This is a genomic window from Leptospira yanagawae serovar Saopaulo str. Sao Paulo = ATCC 700523 (assembly GCF_000332475.2).
Taxonomy (GTDB): Bacteria; Spirochaetota; Leptospiria; order Leptospirales; family Leptospiraceae; genus Leptospira_A; species Leptospira_A yanagawae.
This window is the reverse complement of sequence record NZ_AOGX02000047.1, coordinates 83,497-107,991: the sequence shown is the minus strand read 5'-3', so window position 1 is coordinate 107,991 and position 24,495 is coordinate 83,497. Positions and strand designations below refer to the sequence as shown.

20 protein-coding genes are annotated in these 24,495 nt (G+C 41.0%); 12 read left to right on the top strand and 8 right to left on the bottom strand.

The window, feature by feature from the left end:
• Positions 1-23: 23 nt before the first annotated feature.
• Both LEP1GSC202_RS18570 and LEP1GSC202_RS18565 read left to right on the top strand, forming a co-directional pair.
• The gene (locus LEP1GSC202_RS18570) at positions 24-1,187 is read left to right on the top strand and encodes an AZOBR_p60025 family cell surface glycopolymer formation protein (RefSeq protein WP_083930055.1); all 1,164 of its coding nucleotides are present in this window, start codon (positions 24-26) and stop codon (positions 1,185-1,187) included.
• Positions 1,184-2,011 (top strand): 1,4-dihydroxy-6-naphtoate synthase, encoded by an 828-nt coding sequence (locus tag LEP1GSC202_RS18565; RefSeq protein WP_015679217.1) that lies wholly within the window; start codon positions 1,184-1,186, stop codon positions 2,009-2,011. Before LEP1GSC202_RS18570 ends, LEP1GSC202_RS18565 begins: the two co-directional genes overlap by 4 nt.
• Here the strand turns inward: LEP1GSC202_RS18565 and LEP1GSC202_RS18560 are convergent.
• From LEP1GSC202_RS18560 to LEP1GSC202_RS18545, 4 genes are all read right to left on the bottom strand, one after another.
• Complete coding sequence (locus tag LEP1GSC202_RS18560; protein ID WP_015679373.1) at positions 1,997-4,507, bottom strand: discoidin domain-containing protein; 2,511 nt, start codon at positions 4,505-4,507, stop codon at positions 1,997-1,999. The two genes, LEP1GSC202_RS18565 and LEP1GSC202_RS18560, sit on opposite strands and share 15 nt — an antisense overlap.
• 52 nt (positions 4,508-4,559) lie before the next feature.
• The gene (locus LEP1GSC202_RS18555) at positions 4,560-5,450 is read right to left on the bottom strand and encodes a helix-turn-helix domain-containing protein (RefSeq protein ID WP_039929565.1); all 891 of its coding nucleotides are present in this window, start codon (positions 5,448-5,450) and stop codon (positions 4,560-4,562) included.
• A 372-nt stretch (positions 5,451-5,822) separates the two neighbouring features.
• Positions 5,823-6,644 (bottom strand): ParB/RepB/Spo0J family partition protein, encoded by an 822-nt coding sequence (locus LEP1GSC202_RS18550; protein WP_015679364.1) that lies wholly within the window; start codon positions 6,642-6,644, stop codon positions 5,823-5,825.
• Positions 6,628-7,380, bottom strand: coding sequence for a ParA family protein (locus LEP1GSC202_RS18545; RefSeq protein ID WP_015679390.1), 753 nt, complete (start codon positions 7,378-7,380; stop codon positions 6,628-6,630). Before LEP1GSC202_RS18545 ends, LEP1GSC202_RS18550 begins: the two co-directional genes overlap by 17 nt.
• Before the next feature lie 230 nt (positions 7,381-7,610).
• Between LEP1GSC202_RS18545 and LEP1GSC202_RS18540 the strand changes: the two genes are divergently transcribed.
• The 10 genes from LEP1GSC202_RS18540 (at position 7,611) to omp85 (ending at position 21,052) form a co-directional block, all read left to right on the top strand.
• Entirely contained in the window at positions 7,611-8,930 is a 1,320-nt protein-coding gene (locus tag LEP1GSC202_RS18540) for a helix-turn-helix domain-containing protein (protein ID WP_039929562.1), read from the top strand.
• 2 nt (positions 8,931-8,932) lie between these two features.
• Positions 8,933-9,931 (top strand): hypothetical protein, encoded by a 999-nt coding sequence (locus LEP1GSC202_RS18535; protein ID WP_015679263.1) that lies wholly within the window; start codon positions 8,933-8,935, stop codon positions 9,929-9,931.
• 529 nt (positions 9,932-10,460) lie between these two features.
• Entirely contained in the window at positions 10,461-10,892 is a 432-nt protein-coding gene (locus LEP1GSC202_RS18525) for a phosphatidylinositol phospholipase (RefSeq protein ID WP_039929609.1), read from the top strand.
• A gap of 944 nt (positions 10,893-11,836) precedes the next feature.
• Positions 11,837-12,052 carry a hypothetical protein gene (locus LEP1GSC202_RS18510; protein ID WP_039929608.1) on the top strand — a complete coding sequence of 72 codons (216 nt, stop codon included), beginning with the start codon at positions 11,837-11,839 and terminating at the stop codon, positions 12,050-12,052.
• Between the two features lie 21 nt (positions 12,053-12,073).
• Positions 12,074-13,555: an MBOAT family O-acyltransferase gene (locus tag LEP1GSC202_RS18505; protein ID WP_015679375.1), complete on the top strand. Its 1,482-nt coding sequence runs from the start codon at positions 12,074-12,076 to the stop codon at positions 13,553-13,555.
• Positions 13,556-13,563: 8 nt separating this feature from the next.
• Positions 13,564-15,084 carry a hypothetical protein gene (locus LEP1GSC202_RS18500; protein ID WP_015679408.1) on the top strand — a complete coding sequence of 507 codons (1,521 nt, stop codon included), beginning with the start codon at positions 13,564-13,566 and terminating at the stop codon, positions 15,082-15,084.
• 36 nt (positions 15,085-15,120) lie between these two features.
• A complete protein-coding gene (asd, locus tag LEP1GSC202_RS18495; protein WP_015679209.1) occupies positions 15,121-16,170 on the top strand; it encodes an aspartate-semialdehyde dehydrogenase in 1,050 nt (349 codons plus the stop codon).
• A gap of 15 nt (positions 16,171-16,185) precedes the next feature.
• Positions 16,186-18,189, top strand: coding sequence for a hypothetical protein (locus LEP1GSC202_RS18490; protein WP_015679221.1), 2,004 nt, complete (start codon positions 16,186-16,188; stop codon positions 18,187-18,189).
• 4 nt (positions 18,190-18,193) lie between these two features.
• Positions 18,194-19,627, top strand: a complete 1,434-nt coding sequence (gene pyk / locus LEP1GSC202_RS18485; RefSeq protein WP_015679380.1) for a pyruvate kinase — start codon at positions 18,194-18,196, stop codon at positions 19,625-19,627.
• Between the two features lie 48 nt (positions 19,628-19,675).
• Positions 19,676-21,052: an Omp85 family outer membrane protein gene (gene omp85 / locus LEP1GSC202_RS18480; RefSeq protein WP_015679340.1), complete on the top strand. Its 1,377-nt coding sequence runs from the start codon at positions 19,676-19,678 to the stop codon at positions 21,050-21,052.
• Positions 21,053-21,059: 7 nt separating this feature from the next.
• Here omp85 and LEP1GSC202_RS18475 read toward each other — a convergent pair whose 3' ends face one another.
• The 4 genes from LEP1GSC202_RS18475 to LEP1GSC202_RS18460 form a co-directional block, all read right to left on the bottom strand.
• Positions 21,060-21,362 carry a P-II family nitrogen regulator gene (locus LEP1GSC202_RS18475; protein WP_015679400.1) on the bottom strand — a complete coding sequence of 101 codons (303 nt, stop codon included), beginning with the start codon at positions 21,360-21,362 and terminating at the stop codon, positions 21,060-21,062.
• Positions 21,363-21,364: 2 nt separating this feature from the next.
• A complete protein-coding gene (locus LEP1GSC202_RS18470; RefSeq protein WP_015679202.1) occupies positions 21,365-22,342 on the bottom strand; it encodes a sodium-dependent bicarbonate transport family permease in 978 nt (325 codons plus the stop codon).
• A gap of 9 nt (positions 22,343-22,351) precedes the next feature.
• A complete protein-coding gene (locus tag LEP1GSC202_RS18465) occupies positions 22,352-23,035 on the bottom strand; it encodes a carbonic anhydrase (RefSeq protein ID WP_015679293.1) in 684 nt (227 codons plus the stop codon).
• Positions 23,036-23,698: 663 nt separating this feature from the next.
• A complete protein-coding gene (locus tag LEP1GSC202_RS18460) occupies positions 23,699-24,436 on the bottom strand; it encodes a pirin family protein (RefSeq protein ID WP_015679249.1) in 738 nt (245 codons plus the stop codon).
• Between the last annotated feature and the right edge of the window lie 59 nt (positions 24,437-24,495).

The following is a 24,495-nucleotide window of genomic DNA, read 5'->3' as shown; positions in this document are numbered from 1 at the left end:
ATTAAATTTTGCAAAATGGAAGAGTGAAACCTAGAGATCTTTGGATTGTTTTGTGTTTGTTCATTTTAGGTGTAGTTGGGCTCATTTATGTAAAAACAGAACCCTATGGAAACTCACTTTCAGCCCTCATTGGCATTTGGGAAGGCTTCTATGAAATCAATCCTAACCTAGTTGATTCCCAGTTTGTCATCTATCCATCTGGTGGATACGATGGGCAATTTTTTTATCTACTCGCAAAAGACCTGTTTGTTGATGAAAAATGGGATTTAATTGTAGATAGCTTTTACTTTCGATACCATCGTATCGGACTTTCCTTTGCATCAGGAATTTTATCCGTCCTTTTTGGATCTGAATATTATCCTATCCTCACATTGATTTTACTATTTTCGGTTTTTTTGGTTTCTGTTTATTGTTTGTACGACCTTTTGCCAAAAAAATCAAAATGGTTTGTTTTGTTTTATATTTTTTCTCCTTACTCACTAAACGCCAATCTTTTGTTAGTTGCCGATTCTTTCTTTGTGAGTCTTGCTTTAATTGCTTACTATTTTTATGTGAAAGAAAAACACTTTTTGTCTTTTCTTTTTTTCCTTTTCACAGTTTTCACAAGGGAACTTGGCATTTTATTTTTAGCACCAATTGGCTTAAAATATTTATTAGGGAAAAATTGGAAACTCCTACTATTATATTCTATCCCAGGAATTCTATTCATTGGGTTTATCATCTACGGATGGATCGCAATACCCAATCATCTAGGAACAAACCCTCTTGGTTTTCGTGATATGACAGATTACCCTTTATTTGGATTTGCCAAAAGTTTTATCGAAAATGGAACATTCCATTTCAAAATCAAAGAATTTCCAAAACTTTTGTTTCTATTATCATTTTTTTCAGTCAGTTACTTATGCCTAATCTCACTCCGCCAATCATTTCTGCACAAGATGGAGATCCTTTTGCCAATCCTTGGAAGTTTATTCGTGATCGCCATTGCGGAAGAGGGGTATTGGCGTTCGTTTGATAATCTCAGCAGAATGTTTACCTTAATATTACCATTCTCAATCTTATTCATTGATGAGATAAAAAACATTGGCCTCAAACTATTTTTATCCTCTTCTGCACTTTTATTTTTCTTTTTACTCATTCGTATTTTATTCATCACACCAAAGAAGGAATATTTTTTAGCAATATGATTTCACTTGCCTATTCACCTTGTCCGAACGATACATTTTTGTTTTATCACTTAATTCGAAACCCCGATTATCCAGTGAAAGAAGAACTGTATGATGTAGAAAATCTAAACGAGTTTGCGAAGGAAAGCAAATTTCCTGTAACAAAACTATCGTTTGCAGCTTACTTCCAAATCATGGATCGATACATTTTGTTGGAAACAGGTTCTGCATTAGGAAGGGGCTGTGGTCCCATTCTTGTCCGAAAAAAAAACACCAACACAAGTTTGACAAATTATAAAAGGCTTTATATCCCTGGGCTAATGACTACGGCAAACTTACTTTTGTCTTTGTATACTAATGGAACCCACAAACCAACTGCCCTTAGATATGACCAAATCATCCCAACTCTTTTATTAGAAGACGATAGTTTGGGAGTCATCATTCACGAAGAAAGGTTTACTTATGAAGAAAGAGGTCTTGAGAAAGTGGTAGATCTTGGAGAATGGTGGGAATCTTCCACAAGTTACCCAATCCCACTTGGTGCCATTGCCATAAGACGTGATATCCCAAAAGAAGAAGCGTTAATATTCCAGAAAGAATTGCAACGGAGTTTAGAAGCAGCTTACCTTGAACCCAAAGAGATGATGGACTACATACGAATGAATTCACAAAACAAGGATGACGAGGTGATCCGATCTCATATCAATTTATATGTAAATGAATTCACAAAACGTTTAGGAGAAGAAGGACACAACGCAATCACTTATTTACTAAAAAGGGCAATTGATGCAGGTTTCGCTCCAAAACCCACAACAATCCCTCCCTTATTTTTAGGAGAAAGTTAACATACAAAGGATATGACCTTTGTCTTTTTTGCAAGCTTCCATGGCTTTTGCGACAAGCATTCCTGGTTTTAATTTGGAAGGATCAGCTTTGATCGCATGTCCAGAAGAAAGACCTGAAACCAAAAGGTCTCCAGGATAAATGGGAACTTGTGTTGCATCAACATGGATTTTGGTGATTCCTAACATGGCAACAAGGACATATTCTACACCTTTCTCTTGTTTCCCAAACACTAGATTTGCATTGGATACAGCAACACCAATCACATTGGTAGAGTAGGGGTGTTTGGATCTACCAAGCACACCTGTTTCTTCTGTAGCAACCAGTAAATCCCCAGATGTGATTACATCTTTTCCATCCAATCGAAAATACCTGGCAATGCATTCCTCACCACCATCTTTTGTGATGCGAAGGTTTCCCTCAAATACAGACTCTCCGTTTGCATATATCGCTTTTCCAGACCCTGTTAATTCATAACCAGGTATCCCTTTCCCATCCGCAATGATGGCAAACTCTGACTGAGAAACAAAACGACCACCAGGTGCCGAAGTGCCGGCACCCAAGATACCTGCAGAACGAATATTGTCTTTCCCTTTGGAAATTCCATATAAACCAATGGAATCCCCAAATCCAACAACGCCAATCCCAGAGGATACACCAAGTAGACCCGATCCATTTTTCGTATTTTTTCCGTAAATGATGGCATCACTAGGTTGGGGAGGTACATATCCTTTTGAAGCAGATTCTGCTTCGCCAGTAATCTTTAATAATCCAGTGTGGGAATTGAAATCATGTTCTTTTTCGGCGTAGGGGTGGGTATGAGGTTTTGGATCTCTTTTGTCAGATAACCTAGGATCGTCTGATAAAACTACCTTACCAGGAACAGCTTCTCCGTGATTTGCAAGAATGACGATCCCTGCTTCGTCAAACGCAGCTTTGGCGAGACGTTTATCATTCCCTTGCACAACCACACCTGCCTTTGTTTCGCCAGAGTGTGCAAGTTGTACGATCCCATGTGACTCAGTACTCGCTAATTTGAGACGTTTGTCATTGCCTTGGACAACTGTATTTGCCTCCTCACCACCATTAGCTGCCAATTGCACAATACCCTTTGCCGTGGTGGTCGCATCCTTTAGTCTTGGGTCATCACCAGTGACTACCTTATCGATAGCAGTTTCACCAGCTTCTGCCAATTGAACAAGTCCAACTGATTTTTTCGTCGCTACCCGTAATCTTGAGTCATTCCCTTGCACCGCGACACCAGGCCTTGTCTCTCCATCTAACGCAAGCTCTACGATTCCGGGATGGTCGGTAGAGGCATTTCGCAAACGTTCATCATCCGATTGTACAACAAGCCCAGGCCTTGCTTCTCCACTCCTTGCGAGTCTCACAAGTCCATGAGTGAGTTCAGTGGCGATTTTTAGGCGTTTATCATTACCTTGTACGGCAACTCCAGGTTTTTCTTCCCCATCGGAGGCTAGTTCAACAATCCCACGGTATTCCGTTGTGGCATCTCGAAGGCGCCTATCGTTTGACTGTACAACAACTCCTTCTTTCACTTCGCCATCAACAGCAAGCCGAATGATCCCTGATCTTAAGACAGAAGCATAGGGGAGGGGTTCTCTTGTTGGCCCACCGGACTCTTTTTTATCGGCACTGGAATACAGTTCGATTTCGATGACTTCAGTGATGTATTCTTTTTTGTTCGATTGTTTTTCATCGATGAAAACGATTTTCAAAAATCGTAAATTGACAGGAGGGAAACGCCACTTGTACCAAGTACCTGGCTCAGATAAAAAATAGTTCTCTTCATGCAACTGGTGCCATGTCAGATCGTCTTCACTGTAATAAACAATGAAACGCTCTGGAAAATTGGTAATCGGATCATTTTTCGTCAACATTCGAAATTCTTCAATTCTGTTGACGGACCCCATATCTAAAATGACATACTCATCTGCAGGTTCTTCCTTTTTTTTAGAAGACCAACCATAGTCAGTTCTAGTATCAAATAAGTTTTCTTTTACATACAACCTGTCTAATTCTGAACTGACTTGGATGGACTGCACACCACTCACAAGGATCCGAAGCGGACCAAAACTAATCCTATTTTTTCCGTTACTTGCTTTTCTCGAAATTTTAGATATAAACTTCACATAACGAGCGCTAGTTAACGAAAACAGCCATTTGGCAGAAGTTTTGAATGATTTCCTAAAGGAAGATTCTTGTAAGATTGGTTCCCAATACTTTCCATCATGGGACAATTCAAATCGAAAGGAATCAGGAAAAAAATCCAATCCATCTTTACCAGGTAATAACTCGATTCCATTAAAAAAAACAACATCATCAAACTGAAAGATGATCGAGGAAAGGGAGGATTGCTCCTTTTCTTCCATAAAGGATAAAAATTCGTTATTTTTGATTTCATAAGTTCCCGTAGTTGATACGGATTGAATGGGGAGAGAGTAGGGGTGACTTGTGCGGATTAAATGATCTTTCATGCGCTTTTTACTGTTATGATTCCTTCCAAAAAATACCGTTTTTCTAATCAGTCTATCGAATTTCGCTCACACGTGAGCCTTCTTCTACTTCTGTAAACACAACTAGGACCATTGGTTTGACACGTTCCGTAAAATACATTTGGATGATTTGCCTCAAATGTCCGAAAACAGAAGAAGTGACTACGATGACATTTCCATCTGTCTCCACTTTTACCCTTTCCAATTGGCGGTAAGAGGATTCCGTTAATTCTTTGGAGGCCCAAGCCAAAAATCCAGACCATGAGGCTGGGTGCGGGGTAGTGGCGGAAGGGGATTGATTCTGCTCAAGATTAAGCACTTCCTTCCTCTGCAAACTGACGAGTTCACGACAAAGTGTTTTCACATAAGAAGCATTTGATTCCATGTGTAGGCTCACTGCTTTGCGATAGGCTTCCAAGGCGATCTCTGGCCCAAACAAATCCACGAGCGATTCAAAATCTTTTTTCTCTTCCTTTGTTTGCCCCAAACTTTCCCCCATTTCTTTCGGGGTTTGCGGATTGTTCGTATTGGATATAGTTATATTAATATGGTTAGGGGTCCCAACAGAACCCCCCTTTGCATCCAATTTCGATCCCCCAGAGGGATCTTTTTCTGGCTCCCTGGGGTGTATCTGGGTATCTCCCAGAGGGGTAATTTTGGAACCCTCATAATGGAAGGAAAAGTGGTACCGGGTAGAGGTGCGACCGCTGCCTGGTACTTGGTATAAGAGTCCCGCACTCGTTAATTCTTTTTTGGCAGAAACAATTGATTTTTTTGTTTTGAATCCCGTGAGCCTCATCAGTGTTTCTGTGTTGGGCCAAACTGGTTTGAAATTGTAATCACTGAACTTGAGTAAGACCGGGTAGAGGGTCTTTGCAGCATGGGATAACTCTGCCCAGACACCTGAATCTATGATGTCGGTCATCAGACGGATATAAGGGTGACGCAAGTCGCTCACAGGACTCCTCCATTTTTCTGCAAAAATGAAACTAATTTTAAGCAATTAAAATGAAGGAGTTGACATTATCTGACATAATGTTAATTATGTCTCATCCAACAACATTCCTTCGGGAAACCCCGACCCCCTGGTGTACCAGGGGAATTTTTTTCTTTTCGGGTTGGGACAATACTTGCCCCTCACCTTTTCTCGCAAGAAAAGGTTTCTGCTTAAACTCAAATAGTTTTATTATGTCACATTATTGTCGGATTCTGGTAGATGTCAAGTTCGTACAGTATTTTCCCAGCCAGTACTTAAAATTTTTTTCCTAAGTACTTGACTGCTAAGTACATGTTTGGGTTATGCCGAATCGCCATATTTTTTGGACAATTCCTTTCGTATAAATTTATAGATATCGCCCAAGAGGATTTCATCGTCTGACTGGATTTGAATCCCGCTTACTGTCCTTCTGATTTTGTATCCCGAAAGGGTAGTGGGATTTGATTTTGTAGGTTCTCCCGACTTTACTTGTTTGTTGAAGTCTTTCGCATCCTTTACGGTTTTTAAAGCACCTTTATGGTAGAGGGTTAAAAACTCATCCAAACTTCCTTTTTTGGCGGCCTGCGCGGCTTGGACAAGGAGGTTCTTGTTATAGATCTCGTTTTTTTTACATTTGTCTAAGTCGGCCTTTGACATAGATGTGATGGATAAAACCTCAGTCATGTAACTGCGGCTTTTTCCAAACATATCTCCTAATTCTTGGTCCGTATAATGATGTGTTTGTTTCAAAAAAACGAGGGCATCGACTTCTTCATAAGGGGAGAGGTTTTCCCTTTGTAAGTTTTCGATCACCGCAAGTTTGTAAATTTCTTTGTCTGGTCGGTTTAGGATTTTGCATTCAATCTCGGACCATCCAAGGGATTTGGCGGCATGGTATCTCCTTTCGCCAGCAATGATTTTATAACTTCCTTCCCTTTCACTTTTCGAAACAATGATGGGTTGGAGGAGGCCATCTGCCTTTAAGGTTTGCGCTAACTCTTCGATCCCTTTTTTCCTCTCTTGGCGAGGTTGGTGTTCGGAGGGTTGGATTTTGTCCATCCGAATCGTACGAATGGTGCCATCTAAGTTTTCAGCTTGGTAGATGTCAGCGAGAGATCCTAGTCGTTTACTTTTTAAGCTCATTCAAAACCTCCTCGATGAAACCTTCATACTCTTGAGATTGCCTGGAAGATCGGTTGTAGTCATACACCGATTTTTTTGCCAAATGACTTTCTCCAATTGCCACTCCATCCGAAATTGTATGTTCAAAAATTCGGAAGTATTTTGTGAGAACTGGTAAGATGGTTTTGGTCAAAAGGGTTTGGGGTTTCAGTTGGGTGATGAGAGCACCTAAAATTTCTAGGTCAGGGTTAATTCTTTTTTTGATAGAGGAAATGGTTTGTTGTAATCCCATAATTCCGTCCATTGAAAACTTTTCTGCTTGTAGGGGGATGAGCACGTAGTTTGCGGCCACAAGGCTATTCACTGTAAAAATGGATAGGGACGGCGGGCAATCGATGATTACAAACTCGAAATCCTTTAGTCCCGATAACGAGTCTCTCAGGATATAAGGAGCTTCCACTGAGTTTACCGAAACTGTTTCCATTTCCGCCAAACGCATGCTAGATGGTGCAATCCACAAATGCTCGTTATACGCCGGTGCAATGATATCTTTGATATGAGCAGAGTTTTGGAATAAGTGGGCAAGGTCTTTCTCAACGGTTTCGGGGTTCAGAAAAATGCCTGTGGAGTTTGCCTGAGGGTCCATATCGATGAGCAAAGTTTTGAGATTTCGGCGAGCCAATCCCATGGCAAGATTCAAAGAAGTAGTTGTTTTTCCCTCTCCGCCTTTTTGATTCGCAACTGCAATGGTGATCATCTATCTCTTGTTTCCCTTCCCAATTGGTATGCTTTCTTTTTGAAAAATTGGGATCAATTGAATTTTTGGAAATAGCCAAAAAAAGGATTTTTGGACAACTTCTATCCTCATTGTCGGACATCCGACATACCAAAAATTAGCAAAAACTATCTCGTTTCTTTTGGTCGGACGTCCGACATTTAAAACGGTACGTACTTGACAAAGTGATTAAATTTAAACAGTTTCATAGCATGCATTCACACACCCTGTCCTTGTTTGCCTCAGGCAAAACAGGCAAAGATTGGATGGATTCCGTCCTCCCAACTTTGTGGGTTGAGCTATGTACCGAATTCGAATTGCATTGCGGAGTTGTGGTTCTCAAAGCCGAAGGAGAAGATTCTTTTTACGAATCGGCTAGTTTCGGATATGGCGAGGATGGATTTTATTATTCGTTTTTAAACCGGGGTTCGGTTCACTGGGAAACCCTCATGACATCCAAAGAGCCCATTTCTTTCCCGGGTGTTGAATTTCCAGTTTTTGGGAAAAATACAAACGCCATTGGCATTCGGATCCACGCAGGAGAGAGTGTTGGTTTTTTGCTCGTAGAGTTAGAAGGCAAACCAAGTTTTTCCGTGTTAACACTTCTTGTTTTATTTGCAGAAAAAATTGGGAACGAATGGAAGAGGGGGAACCTCATTCTCCCACAAGGGAACCAAGTTCCAGTCTCTGTTGATGGAGCCCATCGCTTCTTTCGAGATGAGATTTCGAATTTGGAATCTGCTGTTATTGATTTCCGAGAGAATCGCATTGTCTCCATTTTTGGAGCAGCTGGGACAGGTAAAAAGACGCTCGCAAAGTGGATCCACCAGACCCAAAGTCCAGAGGCTCCCATCCTTGTTGTGGAGTCGCTCCCTGATCATTTTGGTAAATTTGAAAAGGCCATACATGAATGGGGGAAGGAAGCAAATATAGGGAGTCTCGTTTTTACTGATGTCCAATCCTTCTCTTTGGGACAGCAGCAAATCCTCGTAGACTGGTGGTCAAAATCTGGTTACAAAGGTTCTCTTTTCCTTTTGGGTCCAACGGAATTTGGACAAGAAATCCTGCCTGAATTCAAACAACTCCTGGAGCGAAATTCGATATTTTTGCCCTCTTTGAGTTTACTCCCCAAGGGGAGTTTTGTACGCATCATCCAATCGATTTTCCAAGAACTTTGCCGGACCCAAAATCGGTTGGGGCTGATTTTAAGTCCCCAAGCAGAAAAGGAACTTTCGGCCAGAGTTTACAAAGAAAATTTCGTCGAATTGCGCAACCGGATACTTTCGGGAATACTCACTTGCCGGACCCAAACGGTGGAAGTTTCTGACCTTGAGGTTGGAAAACTCCGTATGGATTTAGAGATTCCAGATGCGGAAGATTTAGACTTGCGGCGAGGGATAGAAGCCTTAGAAAGGCAGAAGATTCTTTTGGCGATGCGGATCTTTTCCGGGAACCAAATCCGAATGGCAAAGGCCTTGGGAATCTCGAGGGGTTCCCTCCAATACAAAATGAAACAACTTGGTTTGATGTAAAGATGGATGATACTGTATATGAAGAGCGGAAAACCCCTGCCGGTTTTCTCGTAAAAGTCCGACTTTCCAAACTGACTTACGTTGTCTTTACCGAAACAGGACCAGAGGTTCCCAAAGGTGCCAAAAACAATTCCATCGTGGTCAATGTACCTCGAGTGGGGTTTTTTGGAGACGATTTTGACGTTTCCCATTTCCACCTGGGAGAACTTTCCTTTGTGAATGTCAAAGCCGGGAAAATGGTCATCCCATACCAACATGGATTTTCCAATGAAATCAAAACAATTTATCTAGGGACGGGAAGCCAAAGTGACGTTCTCCCTGTCGTGATCTACCACTACAAAAACAAAGAAGAATTAATGGCAGCTTGGGAGAAGGGTGAACAAGCACAGTTTTTGGTTGTCGACGAAGAGATCCCTCGTTCCGACATGGTGTCGTTCAAAATCCGGTATCCAAGTATGAATATCCTTGTGATCAAAAAAAGGATCAATACCTCTGCGGAATCCCAGTCCCCTAAAACTGAAGAATCCAAAGACAAGGGTGTTGTGGACTACGACAAAGTTCGTGCCACGGATGTCGCTAAGAACCAGAACTTAAATACCTATAGCGAAAATCCTGTTTTCCTCGCGAGGATCCATTTGCGAGCCATGGAACTTGATAAAGTCAAACAACTCCTCCTCGATTTCCATCTTTCCTCGGACGATGTAATGTTCATTCGCACATTCTTAGATGTGATGATCAAAAATGAATATAAGAAACCGGAGTTAGACTCGGTCAAACCGCAGCTCATCGCCATGAACGAGGCCTTTCGTTTGGCAGTTCTCATTTTAGAATTCCAAGTGGAAGCGTTTGAGAAAGAATTAGATGCGGGATTCTCAAAAGACATCTCACATATGATTTATGCCTTACTCGCCAAGGAACAGGACCTTGCCAAAGACCTAGAACATGAAATTGTCCTATGGGAATGGAAGTTACGAGTGCGAGCCTCCCTCTACAAAAAATAGCCAAAATTCCTAAAAAAAAGCTTTATTTTTCACGGATTTCGGTGAAAACTAAGGATATCTATATGTTTTTCATGGGAAAAATCAAAAATTTGGCACGGAACTTGCTTAAAGTTGCGCCCTTGTTTTGCCTTCTTGGTTTTTTGGTATTCCCACAATCTGGTCTTTTTGCAAACGAGTGGGACAAACCAATTGTCCTTCTGGAAGAGCCACTCCTGCCTGCCATTGAACTTCGCAATGGCGAGATTTCTGAAGTCTTCATTGGATCCGAAACGGAACTTGCCATACAATCTGCAGGAATCGGTGAAGGAGTGGATCCTTCTATTGGATATGAGTCTTCTACTAACAGCAATCCGCTAATTCTAAATACTAGCGCAAACTCTCACGAGCTTTCTTGTCTTGAAAATTCCCAGGAACTTTCGTCTGTTCCCCATCTAAATTGCAACGTTGGACCAGTTCCAACTCCAACCAATCCAGAGCATTTTGGCGTAAAATCGATTGCCAGCCCAGGACTTTTTGGTTTTCTGGGGATATGTCTCAGCCGAAGCGAGTTGCCTTCCAAAAATTTCTCAACGCCATGCGAAAACTTTCCACTGAAGTCAATGACTCAGAAATCTGCAAACGATTGGAAATCCTCATGGCAACGAGTAAGGACGACCTCCCTTTGGCACATGTCAACCAACTCCTCCAGGAGCCTAAAGAATTCGATCCTAAGACCATCCCGGAACCTTACACCCAGTATGTCCGACATTTCATCTATATGGTCAAACGCAACGGGCGGATTCCCAATGACATCCTCTCCTCTGTCGATGAGTCTGGAAGTGAAGCTACAAACACTCGATCCGGTAAAAAATCGAAGCAACAGCAAGTTGCTACCGTTGGGGCCAAACCAAAGAAGGCCAGTGGTAAATCCAACCCTTCTGTAAAAAAAACAAAAACCACCGTAACAAAATCCAAAAAGTAAACCGGGGCAAGTCTTAGGTTTGTATCCTCAGCTTGTTTCTGCCAATCGATCCACACCTAGATCCTTCCCTGTGCACACCACAGGGTGAAATGGCAGAAAAACCCTGTTTTCCCAGTAAACTTGTGTTTCGCCCAAAACTGCCCAAATTTAGTCAAATATGCTCTTAATCACATTGATTCCATGCCAAAGACGGCCTCGATTCCCTTTCCTTCCTTTCGGAAGTCAAATTGCTAAAAAAACTGCCTAAATTTAGGCATTTATAAGACATCCTCCCTTTGAACTAGAAGTGACGAAGTAAGGTCATGGGCCTTTGGTTGGAATCAGGTTCGATGCCGGAAGATAGGCAGTCCCTGCCTTCCCATGGGCATAAAAGTTTCTACTGGCCGGATTGTTGGCGCCATGTTTCCGGCAAATCAAATTGGTTTTGTAAATGCCCAAATGCCGCCAGAAGTCCCTAAGTTGCAAAGAAGAGAAGTGGGAATGGAAACGTATGAAGGCAACCTGCAACAATGCTCTCTTTCTTGCAAATCACTGCCAAGATCACGGCAATTAAACTTTCGATCCAAACTAGCAATCAGATCTAGGATTCCGCTACCAAAAGGTCATTTGAGGGAGTTTGGGGGATTATTCTAGAAGAAGGGCTCTCTTCAAGGGGGGAAAACAATCTGGCTGGCTCCTTAGAGGACAAGCTTGGATCAGGGGGCCTTTTCCATCCCTTTTCGCCGAAAATCCGGCATTTAGAGAGAATTACATCCATTTTTTTGGGGTTTCTCCTGTGAGGGAGACAGGTAAGTTTTGGGCATTTTGGGCCCTCAAAATCCCTAAAATATGATCATAATTCTGCCAAAATGTCATGTGTAGGCGAATTGCATGCACCTGTAAAATTGGCAGAATTTGGAATATTGGTTGCCAGGCGGGTCCCTCTCCTCATCTTTCCCTGGTATATGGCAGAAACGATACGATTGCGGGTGAAGTGCCACGCATGCTCGAATGTGATTGAGGGAACGGCAAAATATGGGTCTGGCCACTTCGTTCCAGAAGGGGTTTTGTTTGAATTTGTAGCTGTTGGGAAGGTCGAAGACTCAAAAGGCCGAAGGGTGAAAGCGGAAGTCACTTGCACTTGCCCGAATTGTGGCGTAAAATGCAAATACAATGTGTAGTGACTAATATTATGCTAAAATATGCTTTTTAATTCTGCAATCTATGGTCTCTTTTTAGTCCTTTCCTTTCTCCTCTTCCATTCCCTTCAAAAATTATTGTTTTGTTTTGGGCAAAATACAGATGATATTCAGTCATCTAAGCGATTGTTTATATGCATATACCTGCTTGTAATTAGTCTATTATTCTACAGTTTCTGGAGTAAATACTACTTAATATTAATCATTTGGATTGCGGCTGTTGACTTTTGGGTGGCGAAATTGATATCCCTTTCCCATTCGAGAAAATTACGATTGGTTCTCCTTGTGGTTTCGCTCGCCAACAGCCTAGGCGTATTGATTTTCTTTAAGTACGGGCATTTTATTGCTGAAAATTGGGCAGTAATTTCGGGAGAACCACTGCCACTTCACAATTCCTTTTGGGACCGATGGCTCCTTCCAGTCGGGATCTCTTTTTACACGTTTCAGTCCATTTCCTACGTTGTGGATGTTTACCGGAAGGAATTGCAACCAGAATCCAAATTTACATCGTACTTACTCTTTCTCAGTTTTTTCCCTCAGCTTGTTGCTGGTCCCATTGTAACGGCGAAGTCCTTTTTGCCTCAAATCCGGCGCCCTTTGGATATTTCACGGATCCCTCTCCTCTTCGGGATGTTTTTAATCCTACTGGGATTGTTCAAAAAAATGGTTTTGGCGGACCATTTGGCTGAGGTTTCCGATTTGGTATTTTTGAGGCCGGCTGAAATGTCGACTCGTTCCTTATGGATTGGAATGTTTTCGTATTCCTTTCAAATCTATTGTGATTTTTCAGGTTACACAGACATTGCCCAAGGCACGGCACTTCTTTTTGGATTTCGGTTGCCCGAAAATTTCAGGATGCCGTACCTCGCGGCAGGATTTTCTGAGTTTTGGACGAGATGGCATATTTCCCTTTCCCAGTGGTTGAAAAAGTACGTGTACATCTCACTCGGAGGGAATCGATTGGGATCCCTTTTCACCTATCGCAATTTAATTCTCGTGATGGCAATTGGTGGACTTTGGCATGGGGCCTCTTGGAATTTTGTGATTTGGGGATTGGGGCATGGTGGGTTTCTCGTTTTGGAAAGATGGATGGGAGGAAAGGATCAGAAGTTTGGTTACTGGAATTGGAAGCCACTCCAAACCCTTTTTACATTTTTCATCGTGACTCTTCTCTGGATTTTCTTTCGCAGTGCCAATTTGCATGATTCTCTGTGTTACCTACAGGGGGTTTTTACGAAAAAAGACGGTTTTTTGTTACCTTACAGCTTAGAAATGAAGTTTGTGTATTGTTTTTCTCTGCTCTTCTTGGGGCATATTTTTGGAGTCAGATATTTTAAAGAAAACAAACAGTTGTTAGGATTGTTTCAAAAAATGCAGAATTCCTTAGGAAAATCGATGGTTTTTGCATTTTTGGCTGCGGTCAGTTTGGTTCTGATCGTTTTGTATTCAGCGGAAAGTAAACCTTTTGTTTACTTTGTCTTTTAGGGATTTTTATGAAAAAACGGATTGGTTTCATTATATGTTTTTTGGTCTTTCTTCTGGGAATCGATTATTTGTTTTTTAGGAAAATCCAATTCCTCTTACCAAACGAATCTCCTTGGAATACCAACCACTTCTTTAATTTTTTATACGAGTATGAAAGGATCCGTTCCCTTCCCAAAACCAAAAAAAGAATCATCATTGTGGGAAGTTCCGTTGCCTATTATTCCATTGATGCAAAGGCTTTGGAAAAGGTTTTATTCGAAAAATATTCTCTGGATGTAGATGTTTTTTATTTAGCCTATGCAGGGAATAGTCCTCTTTACGTTTATCTGTTACTCGGTTGGCTAGAGCCTTTGGCACCTGATTTGGTTGTCTATCCAGTTAATTTTATTGATTATCGCCTCCACCGAACATATGTTTTGTTCCCTGAAGGAAGGAATGATACGGTTGAGGAATCAGTTATGGTGCAAGATGCACTTACGTTCACGGAGGCACCCCAATCCCTCTGGGTTTTCCCTTGGGAAACGATTAGGGAAGTAGGTTCGGCAATGGATATGGAAACGTTTTCGCGATATCTTGTTTCCTCTGCTTTCCACTTTTATCGGTATAAAGATATTTTCGAACAAAACCTCCAAAATTTATTCCAACACCGATTTGGCCGGAATACAAGTTATCATTCCTATATGGGTGTTTCTATCCCTGAAGGTGTGAATGGGCTTGGTTGGACTGGGAAACAGTTTAGTTTTTTCCCAACCAAAAAAATGGAGGAAAAAGGTTTTTGGTTGGAAGTGACAGAGTTTTTACTTTCGGGTTCCACCTGTCAGATTGAGTTTTCGAATGGTGAAACAAAACAAATTGTAGAACTAAACCAACCTCGTTGGACCAAAATCCAATTGGATCCTGCCTTCTTCCGAGCGAAGAAACAAATCACTGCAACACTGGCACGAGTTTGGTATGCCCATGAAGCGAGTGGAGCCTATCTCGATTACCACTGGGATCCAATGGGAGTGCGTTTGGAACAGACGTTTGGATTAGAAAAACCGAAAAACGGTGTCCAATACATTCGCGAACCAAGGACAGAAGACTTTCGGTACTCTGGGATGGATGATGAAACCTACACTCGGTATTTTTACTATCGATTGTTAGAGGGTTTGGAAAAACGACCAGGGATTGGTTATTTAGTCGCATTAAAAAATGCCAAAGAACGGATTCGAAATGAGAAGTTCCGCCCGATTTTCCATTTTGATTACATCCAAAAAATTGCGGATCATTTCCGGAATCGGAATATTTCGTTTTTGCTCATCAACAACCCAGAAAATCCGATCTCACTCCGTTGGTATGAAGGTTCCGACTGGTACAAAGACCACTTACAGTACTTACAATCCTTGGAATCAGGATCAGTTCATTTTTGGGACATCCACAATGCACTTCCCATGCAAGGATTTTCCGATTTCCATCACTTCACATATGTGGGAATGGAGCAAATGAATTCGATTTATGCCGAAAGAATTGGAAATCTCTTTCCGAAATAACATGTTTTTCAATCCTTACATTAGATAAGGAAAATTATGGAAAAAATCAAAGTTGGAGTCCTGGGAGCAACAGGATCCGTAGGTCAAAGATTCATTCAACTTTTGGAGAATCACCCTTATTTTACGGTGACCCATTTAGCAGCTTCTGAAAAAAGTGCAGGCCAAACCTATGGTGAGGTGATGAAGTCACGTTGGAAGATTTCTTCTGACATTCCTTCTTATGCAAAAGACATTATCATTTCATTACCTGATCCAAATGTAACGAAGGGCGTGCAACTTGTGTTTAGCGGACTGGATGCCTCTATCGCAGGGGAAGTAGAAACTGCTTATGCCGAAGCAGGGGTTATGGTTTTATCCAATTCTAAAAATCACAGAATGGATCCAAATGTACCAATCCTTTCTGCGGAAGTGAATGCACACCATTTGGATGTTCTCTCATCACAAACAACAAAAGGAAAGATCATCACAAACTCAAATTGTACGATTATGGGTGTGACCATTTCTTTAAAACCTTTGATGGATGCGTTTGGTTTAAAATCAGTAATGTTATTTTCGATGCAAGCTATCTCTGGTGCAGGTTACCCTGGTGTTCCTACAATGGATATCCTTGGAAACGTTGTCCCTTACATTGGTGGCGAAGAAGACAAAGCAGAAATCGAACCTCAAAAATGTTTGGGGACGGTAGAAGCTGGGATCATCAAATCGGCTGACTTTAAAATTTCCGCTCATTGCAACCGAGTTCCAGTGTTTGATGGGCATACCGTTTGCGTTTCCGTAGCATTTGATAAAAAGCCAAAAAAAGAAGAGATTTTAAAGGTTTGGGCCGATTTTAAAGGGGAACCTCAGAAATTGGGATTGCCGTTTGCACCTAATCCCGCTATCCTTTACCGCGAAGAAAACGATCGCCCCCAACCACGTCTCGATTTGGACACAGGCAAGGGGATGACAACTGTTGTCGGAAGGTTACGAGAGGATTCTATTTTGGACTGGAAATGGGTTGTTTTATCGCATAACACGATTCGAGGTGCCGCAGGTGCTGCGATTTTGAATGCTGAGTTATTGTATAAAAAAGGATATTTTAAGTAAGGACTCACCAGTTACATGTTAGATCCAAATCTCCCAGAATTAAAAGTCATGGACTACACTGCCTGTCTCCAAAAGGTGCAGGCAATGGATTCTCGCGGAGATTTTTCCTATAAAGGGATTTATAAGGTTCTCCTTGTCATTTTTGAATGGACGGATAAGTTCTTACAAAATCGGGTTCTGCCGAATGTGGAACAAATTGAACGTGATAGTTCCATTGATCGGGACCGCACCGAAAACTATGTCATTGATCTGAGTTACAAACAAAACCCTGCCATCATTAAAAAACTAAATGTTTTGGAATTCCACCCAAATGAACCAGGGGATCCTGAAAATCCAAAAACTTATATCAAACACAATACTGTTTTTGCAAGGCCAACTACTTCTGATGGGGGAACTGCCTTTCGTTATGCACTTGGTTTGAATGAACTTTCGACTACCGCCATAAAAGGTTGGTTTAACGAGAAAAGAAAGTATGTTGGGAAAGAAAAAATGCGTAAGGTCATCAAGGCAGCAGTGGATGCCAATCGATTGTTTGATACCTATGCTTCCACAGAAATTGGGAATTTGTTCCAGTGCCCGTATGACAAAACAAAGGTGCAAAAAGATGCAACCATTGTCATCCATCTGAAACCAATCTTAAAACAATTGGTAGATGATAAAATTTTATTTTTCTTTCGGAATGACTCGGCTTCAAGGCCTGCAAATAAAAGTGTATTTTTGTACAATAGGCCATCAGAGATAGCAGATCGATATGAAGCTTATGTGGATTATGCTAAAAATACGATTTACCCTGCTTTAAAAAATTTAGGTGTTATGGGTGAAATCACAGAAGATTCTTGGAATTCACCAAAAAATATTTTAACAGAAATCAAAGGATACATGAATGAATCCTATGGTGACCAAAAAACACTTATGGAAGAGTGTTTGGTTTTAAATGAAATCATAGAAAAAGATAAAGAAAGGGAAGAAAAACAAAAACGCAAACAACACATTGAAGACCTTATGGCCTTTCTTGCAGAAGCTGGTCGCATTGTTGAGGTGAATTTATTGCGAGTGAGTGGTGAACCATTGACAGATGAATTTAGGTCAATGTTGTTATCACAACCAGAAGTTTTGTACACGGAATATGCTGACAAACGTGTATACAATGAATTCATTTTGCACAAATCTTGTATCCCACAAGCAATTGAGTCGGCAAAACGTACGTTCCAAATCAAACATTCGGATTTAGAAATTCGTGTTCTCAACCAAATGAACGTGACTCTCCATTTAAATGATGAGAGTCCAAAACGACTCTTAGAAGAAATTGAAGCACAAAGTTTATTTCAGTTTTTGCCATTTTTTACTCGGTTGTGGCGGATGATCATGGGAAGTATGACGGTACATAAATTTGAAATCCCTCCGATCAAAGCCCGTTTGCAACAGCAACTCACGAGGGATTTGGCGAGCCAAAAAGCAAAGAAAATATCCCAAGAAAAAGAAAAATTGGTGAAAGCAAGGTTAAAAGAAAGAGAAGAAGCGGAAAAAGAAGCGGAACGCAAATCAAAACAAAGCCATTCCCAATCGACTGCTACATCAAATAGTTCTTCTGACGAAGATGAGGACCAAGAGTCTGTCAAACAAGGCAGTCCTGAGGAAGAAAAAAAATGGAAAGAATCCATTGAAACTGTTGTTCGCATTTTAGATGAAGCTTGGGAGTTTGGTGTCTTCCCTGACCGCGAATATGTTTTATCAAAACTCAACGGTAAGTTTACAGAAGAAAATTTGATCTTTTTCCTTAAAAAATTTGGAGGAAAGGAAATCTATAGTTTTCCAATCCGCAACCAAAGAGAGAAGTTCCCTTGGCCCATTCTTGTTTCAACTGGGTATTTGAAACGGCATGGCAAAAAACTTTTAGATAAGGTTTCTGCTGAGAGCGAAAAACAACGAAACGACAAATTCCCTAACCAAGAAAAATTCGACATTGCGGAATCGCAGTTGGATTTTTTAAACCGAATTTTACCCAAATTAAAACCTTAACATTATGCCAGCAATTGAACAATTAAGAGCCAGAAAAACCAAGATCGTTTGCACCATAGGTCCAGCGACAGCATCAAAAGAAATGATCCGAAGTTTAGCTTTGGCGGGGATGAATATCGCAAGGATCAACATGAGTCATGGTGATCACGAGTTCCATAGGAAAATCATTCGCATCATCAAATCATTAAACAAAGACGAATTACATAAACAACCGATCTCCATTTTGTTAGATACACAAGGACCAGAAATTAGAACTGGGGATGTCCAAAATGATTTACATTTAAAAGTGGGTGAGACTTTTACCTTCCACATCATTCCAGGGATGGAAGCAGAAGCACAAAGTGTTTTTGTGAATTACCGTGACATTGTTAAAGATTTAAAAGTTGGTGATAAAGTTACGGTAGACAACGGTCTGATCAACCTTGCAGTGCAAGAGATCCGTGAGAACGAACTTATCTGTACTGTGTTAGATGGTGGGAAATTAGGCTCAAGAAAACACATCAACTTACCAGGGATTCGAGTGAATATCCCTTCGATCACACCAAAAGATTTGAAAGACATTTTGTTTGGATTAGAAGAGGACATTGATTTTGTGGCCTTGTCATTTGTACGATCACAAGAAGATGTGGTACAACTTCGTGGCATCATCGATGAAAAAAAACACCATGCGCAAATCATTGCTAAAATTGAAGACCAAGAGGGCTTAAAAAACTTAGACGAGATCATCAAATCGTCTGATGGTATTATGGTGGCACGTGGCGATTTGGGAGTTGAGATTGAAATCGAAGAACTTCCTATCGTACAGAGACGAATTATCAAACGTTGCCAAGAAGAGGGGAAACGAGTTATTGTTGCCACACATTTACTTGAGTCCATGATCCACAATCCATCTCCAACCAGAGCGGAAGTTACGGATGTGGCCAATGCGGTTTATGAAGAAGCAGATGCGATTATGTTATCTGGTGAAACCGCAATGGGGAAGTATCCGGTGCGATGTGTGGAAATGTTAGATAAAATTGCACGTAGAATGGAAATGTCGATTAATTTGGGTCTTGCGGCACAACGTAAACCGAAAGACCAAAAGGAAGAAATGGCAAGGTCTGCGGCAAATCTTGCAGATTCCATGCAAGCCCATGCCATTATCGCCATCACAAGGCGAGGGATTACTGCAAATAATTTAGCATCGTTTCACCCGAGATACCCCATTGTCCATGCTTTTACAAACATGACATCTGTTAGGCGAAAGCTTTGGTTAACTCGAGGTGTCATTCCCTACCGAGTGGATTTTTCATCCGATCCTGAAAAAACGATCAAACTTGCCATCCAAACGTTAGTGAATAATGGATATTTGCAAATGGGTGAAAAAGTAGTCATTTTATCTGACATCATTGCGGGTGAAGAAAGAGTCGAAACCATTCAAGTCCGCGAAGTCAAATAACGCATGCCATTTAGGGGAACGACGATTTGGTTGGTATTGCTATCAACAATGGTCGTTTTTCCTTTATTTACTGAACAAAGAAAATCAGATGTACCAGAGTGGTTGGGTGAATTCAAAAAACTCGACGAGAAAGAACTGGCCAACAAAAAAGAAGGTTGGTATGCAACAGGGCTGCCACTCTTTGGAAATGATGCAGTCAATGGAGCTGGTCTTGGGATCCTAGCCAATATTTTTTATAACGGAACCAAGTCAGATTCCTCCTTTAAATATACTCCTTATGAACATATGTTTAATGTGGGAGTTTACAGAAGTAATCGTGGAACGCAGATCAATTACCTGGCTTGGGACGCACCATTCTTTTTAGATACGGCCTATCGTTTGCGTGCTTATATTGGGCATGATGAAAGCCTTTATAACCAATACTTTGGAGTGGGGTCAGAAAGTTTACAACCATTGTACTACCGAGATCGTAATGCCGATGGAAGTAGAATCGTAAGGAATGCAACTTTTTCAGATTTTGAAAATGCAAATGCATATGCCAAAAACCAAGGGCCAGGCCGTGAGTTTGTTTCCACACAACGCTATCACGATTACCAATTTGAAACTACTTATGGACAATTTGCTGCCGACAAAACAGTATTTCAAATTTTTCGCGTTTGGGGTGGCGTTGAGTTTTCTAAAAACATTGTTAGGCGCTACGATGGTAGGTCAACGGACGCAAAAGACCCTCTTACCAGCGGCAAAGTCCCAGCCATCGAAGATGTATCTAAAATTACGGAAGATTCAAATTCAGGCAAAATCGTTGGTGTGAATGGTGGTAATCTAAATTACCTAAGGGCAGGGATTGCTTATGATACAAGAGACTACGAACCGGACCCTGATCGGGGATGGCTTATCGAATACAATATCAATAAAGCAGAACGAACCATAGGATCTGATTTTAATTATGTAAGACAGTTTGCTCAAATTAAAAATTTTTACCAACCATTCCCTAAACTTTTTGAAGAGTTTGTGATCGCACAACGTGTGGCACTCACCAAAGTAGAGGGGAATGTACCTTTTTTTGAATACCGATATTTGTTTTCAATTGATGGGCCCTTTGGTGCGTTAGGTGGACAGAATACTCTTCGTGGATACCGTCAGGAACGATTTTTTGGTCCTGTAATTGGTTTTTATAATATTGAATTCCGTTTTCGAGTGGGAAGTTTTTCTTTTTGGGATCAATTTTTTCAAGTCAGCATTGTTCCATTTTACGATGTGGGTCGTGTATGGGACAAATTACGCCAAGTGAATGCTTTGGATTACAAACATTCTCGAGGGTTAGGATTACGACTCGTTTGGGACCAAGCTACCGTAATCCTAATTGATTACGCTTATTCAAAAGAAGACCAATTGTTTTATGTAGACATTGGCCATACATTTTAAAGTTTTGTTAGTTGAATCTTTCCTTTCGGATCACTTCCACATCGTTCATAAAGATAACCATTGGATACTTTTCAAGGTATTTTTCCGAGATGATTTGGAATACCTTCAGGGCTTTCCCTTCCGAAACTAACGATTCCAATCGAATGTTTTTACCTTCCCATGATGTTAGGTGAGAATGATTGATACCTTCCCCTTTTGCTTCGCTTATGGTATAACCTTTCACATTAACTGATTTCAATTCCGATACCAATCGATCTTGTAATGCTTCGTCAGCAATGATGGTGATGAGTTTTGCTTTTTCTAATTTCATGATTAGGCTCCGTAGAGGTATTTTGAGACAGCCAGGTATAAAGGTAACCCAACCGAAAGGTTGAAGGGAAAGGTGATGGCAAGGGAAGCTGTCAGATATATGGCTGGACTTGCCTCAGGGATGGCAATGCGAACAGCAGCAGGGGCAGCAATGTACGAAGCACTGGCACTGAGAGTTCCAAGTACCATGGCGCCACCCATTGATAATCCGATTCCATATCCTAAAAACAATCCAAACATAGCCGTACAGATAGGAAATAGGATTCCGAAACCAATCAAAAATACACCTGCTTTTTTTAGGTCTGCTAACCTTCTTCCTGTAACAATTCCTACTTCCAAAAGGAATAAAATCAACATGCCCCGGAAAGGTGTTTCAAAAAGTGGAGCAAATTGTTCGTGGCCTTTTTTTCCTGAGATCATACCAATCAGTAAGCCACCTAATAGCAGCAAAGTGCCTTTCCCAGTGAAGAGTTCATGTAAAATTTTTCCCCAAGAAGAATCTTCGGATTTGTCTTTTGGGTTCATTTTGATGAGGAGTAAAGCCACAAGAATGGCCGGGACCTCCATAATGGCCAATAAACTTGGCATAAATCCTTCATAACTGATTTGCAATGAATCAAGAAAGGCAAGGGCTTCACTAAATGTCACAGCCGAAACTGATCCGTAATGAGCAGCAAGGGCTGCCGCATTTGCTTTATCATACTTTCCAAACTTCGTCAACAAACCAAATGCGATGAGTGGGATTGTGACACAAAGGGTAAGAGCCGCAAGTGCTGGTTTGTAGAATTCGAGTAATGTGGTGTTACTCAATTTGACACCACCTTTTAATCCAATTGCAAAGAGTAAATAAATGGTGAGCCCTGCATACATTCCATCAGGAAATTTAAGATCACTTTTGATAAGAGTCGCAATGATTCCTAGCAAAAAGGCTAAGAACATTGGTGTCTGTAAGTTGGCAACTAATGCATGTAATATATCCATTTGTATTTCCTATTTAGTAATAGAAGTAATAAATTCTTCTGTCAGAAAATTCACTTTACCAGTTTCCAAATCGTAAACTGCACCAACAATTTGTAATTGGCCTTTGTTATAGTATTTCGAAATGATTGGATCTAGTTTGCGAAGTGATACAACTTGTAATGCTACATTTGTTTTGACTGCATTATCTAAAAAATCACCTTCCAAATGTTTGGCTTTCTCTGCGGCGGGTTTGATGGCATTTGTGAGAGCAATGATGTGTCCCGGAACTTCATCGGCTTTACACGCAGCACCCACAGCGCCACAACTGGAATGTCCAAGTACAACGATCAGATTCACGCCAAGAACAGCGACTGAGAATTCAATAGAACCCCAAGATGCATAGGTGGAAACTTGACCCGCAGTTCGTAAGATAAAAAGGTCTCCAAGGCCTTGGTCGAACACAATTTCATTCGGAACTCTTGAATCAGAACAACCTACGATTGTCGCAAACGGATTTTGTTTTTTGGAAACTTCTTTGATTCGTTCCACTGTTTGGTTTGGGCGAATTGATTTCCCTTGCACAAATCTTAGATTGCCTTCTACCAATCGTTGCAATGCTTCTTTTGCTGGTAGACCTGCGTGATTGCTCTCCGCCATTAGTTGTGTTGTAATGGAGAAGAAAAAGAAACTGATAAAAAACCTAAAACCTTTCATTGGATTCTCCTTGGGAGTCCCAGATTCGATACGGGAGCCCTAAAAATACAAAAAAATAATTCGCGAATAAAAATACACGAAAAAAAATACGTATGATGGGAAAAATGTACCGTCCATTGGAATGAAGTTTTGCCTAGAAACTTTGCATCAGGATCCGAAAATTCAAATGCAATTCATTTTTCTCATTTGTTGGGGTGCATTAACGTGAATTTTGAGACGATTCATTTTTCGTCGCAAGGATTCCAGAAAAGACATTAAAGGAATGGAGGAGTTGGTGGTCTGGTGTTTTCCATTTCGCCATTTCTGATTGGATGCTTTGTTTGGCAGAACCATTTGCCTCTAGTGTAAAATTTCAGACACAGTCAATAGAAGTATAGAGAGAGCCATATAGATAAAGAAATACGATCGATAGCGAATACCACTTGAGGCGAATCTGAAGTAGAGAAAATTTACACTCAATGTAAAAATTGATTATGGCTTGGGTCTCGTGATCGGAAATAAAATTTTACCAAGTGTGTGGAATTAAATTCCATAGATCGATACCATACCAATCTATGGAATTGTTTCTAAGGGGAAGAAGGACCAATTGTTCCAAGTGGTTTGCCACATGCACACATCACTCTTTCCGTTGGTCCTTCATTTGATTGGATCCAGTGGAATCTTTCACTTCATGGGAATTTCTATCACAAGGAATTCTGATTTCACAGAAGCTTCAAAATGATATTCATCAATCCCCCAAAGTCCAACTGCATCCCGGCGTTCTAATGTTGTCCCTTCTGCTGTTAGTTTTCCATGAATGAGGAAGACATAAATCCCTTGGTTCGGCGCATGCACTTTGTATGAAAGAGTATGATTTGGTTCCAACGTTGCCAAAGAAAAGTAGGCGTCTTGGTTGATCCAAACAGCTTCTTCGTCAATGGGTGAAACAACAGTTTGGAACCTGTTCACTCTCCCTGCTTCCTGGAAAGATTTTTGGTCATACCTCGGTTGGATATTCGCCACTTTTGGTAGAATCCAGATCTGCAAGAAATTCACTTTTTTCTCTGAACTATGATTGAATTCCGAATGTTGGATTCCAGATCCTGCAGACATAATCTGCACATCTCCAGTTTTGATGATACCATTCGTACCTGTACTATCTTTATGCGCAAGTTCCCCAAATAAAGGGATGGATACGATCTCCATATTTTGGTGGGGGTGAGTGCCAAATCCCATACTTGGTTCTACAATATCGTCATTCAAAACACGGAGTGCACCAAAATTGGTTTTTTCGGGGTGGTACCAATGGCCAAAACTGAAGGAGTGATGGCTATCCAACCAACCAAAATTGACATGCCCGCGTTCGTTTGATGGGTAGAATTTCTTTTGAACTGTGGTTTTGTTTGGGTTTGTTGCTTCCATATCAAATAGTTTAATATTAAACTAAAATTTGTCAACCAGGATTCTTTTACACTCTGTGA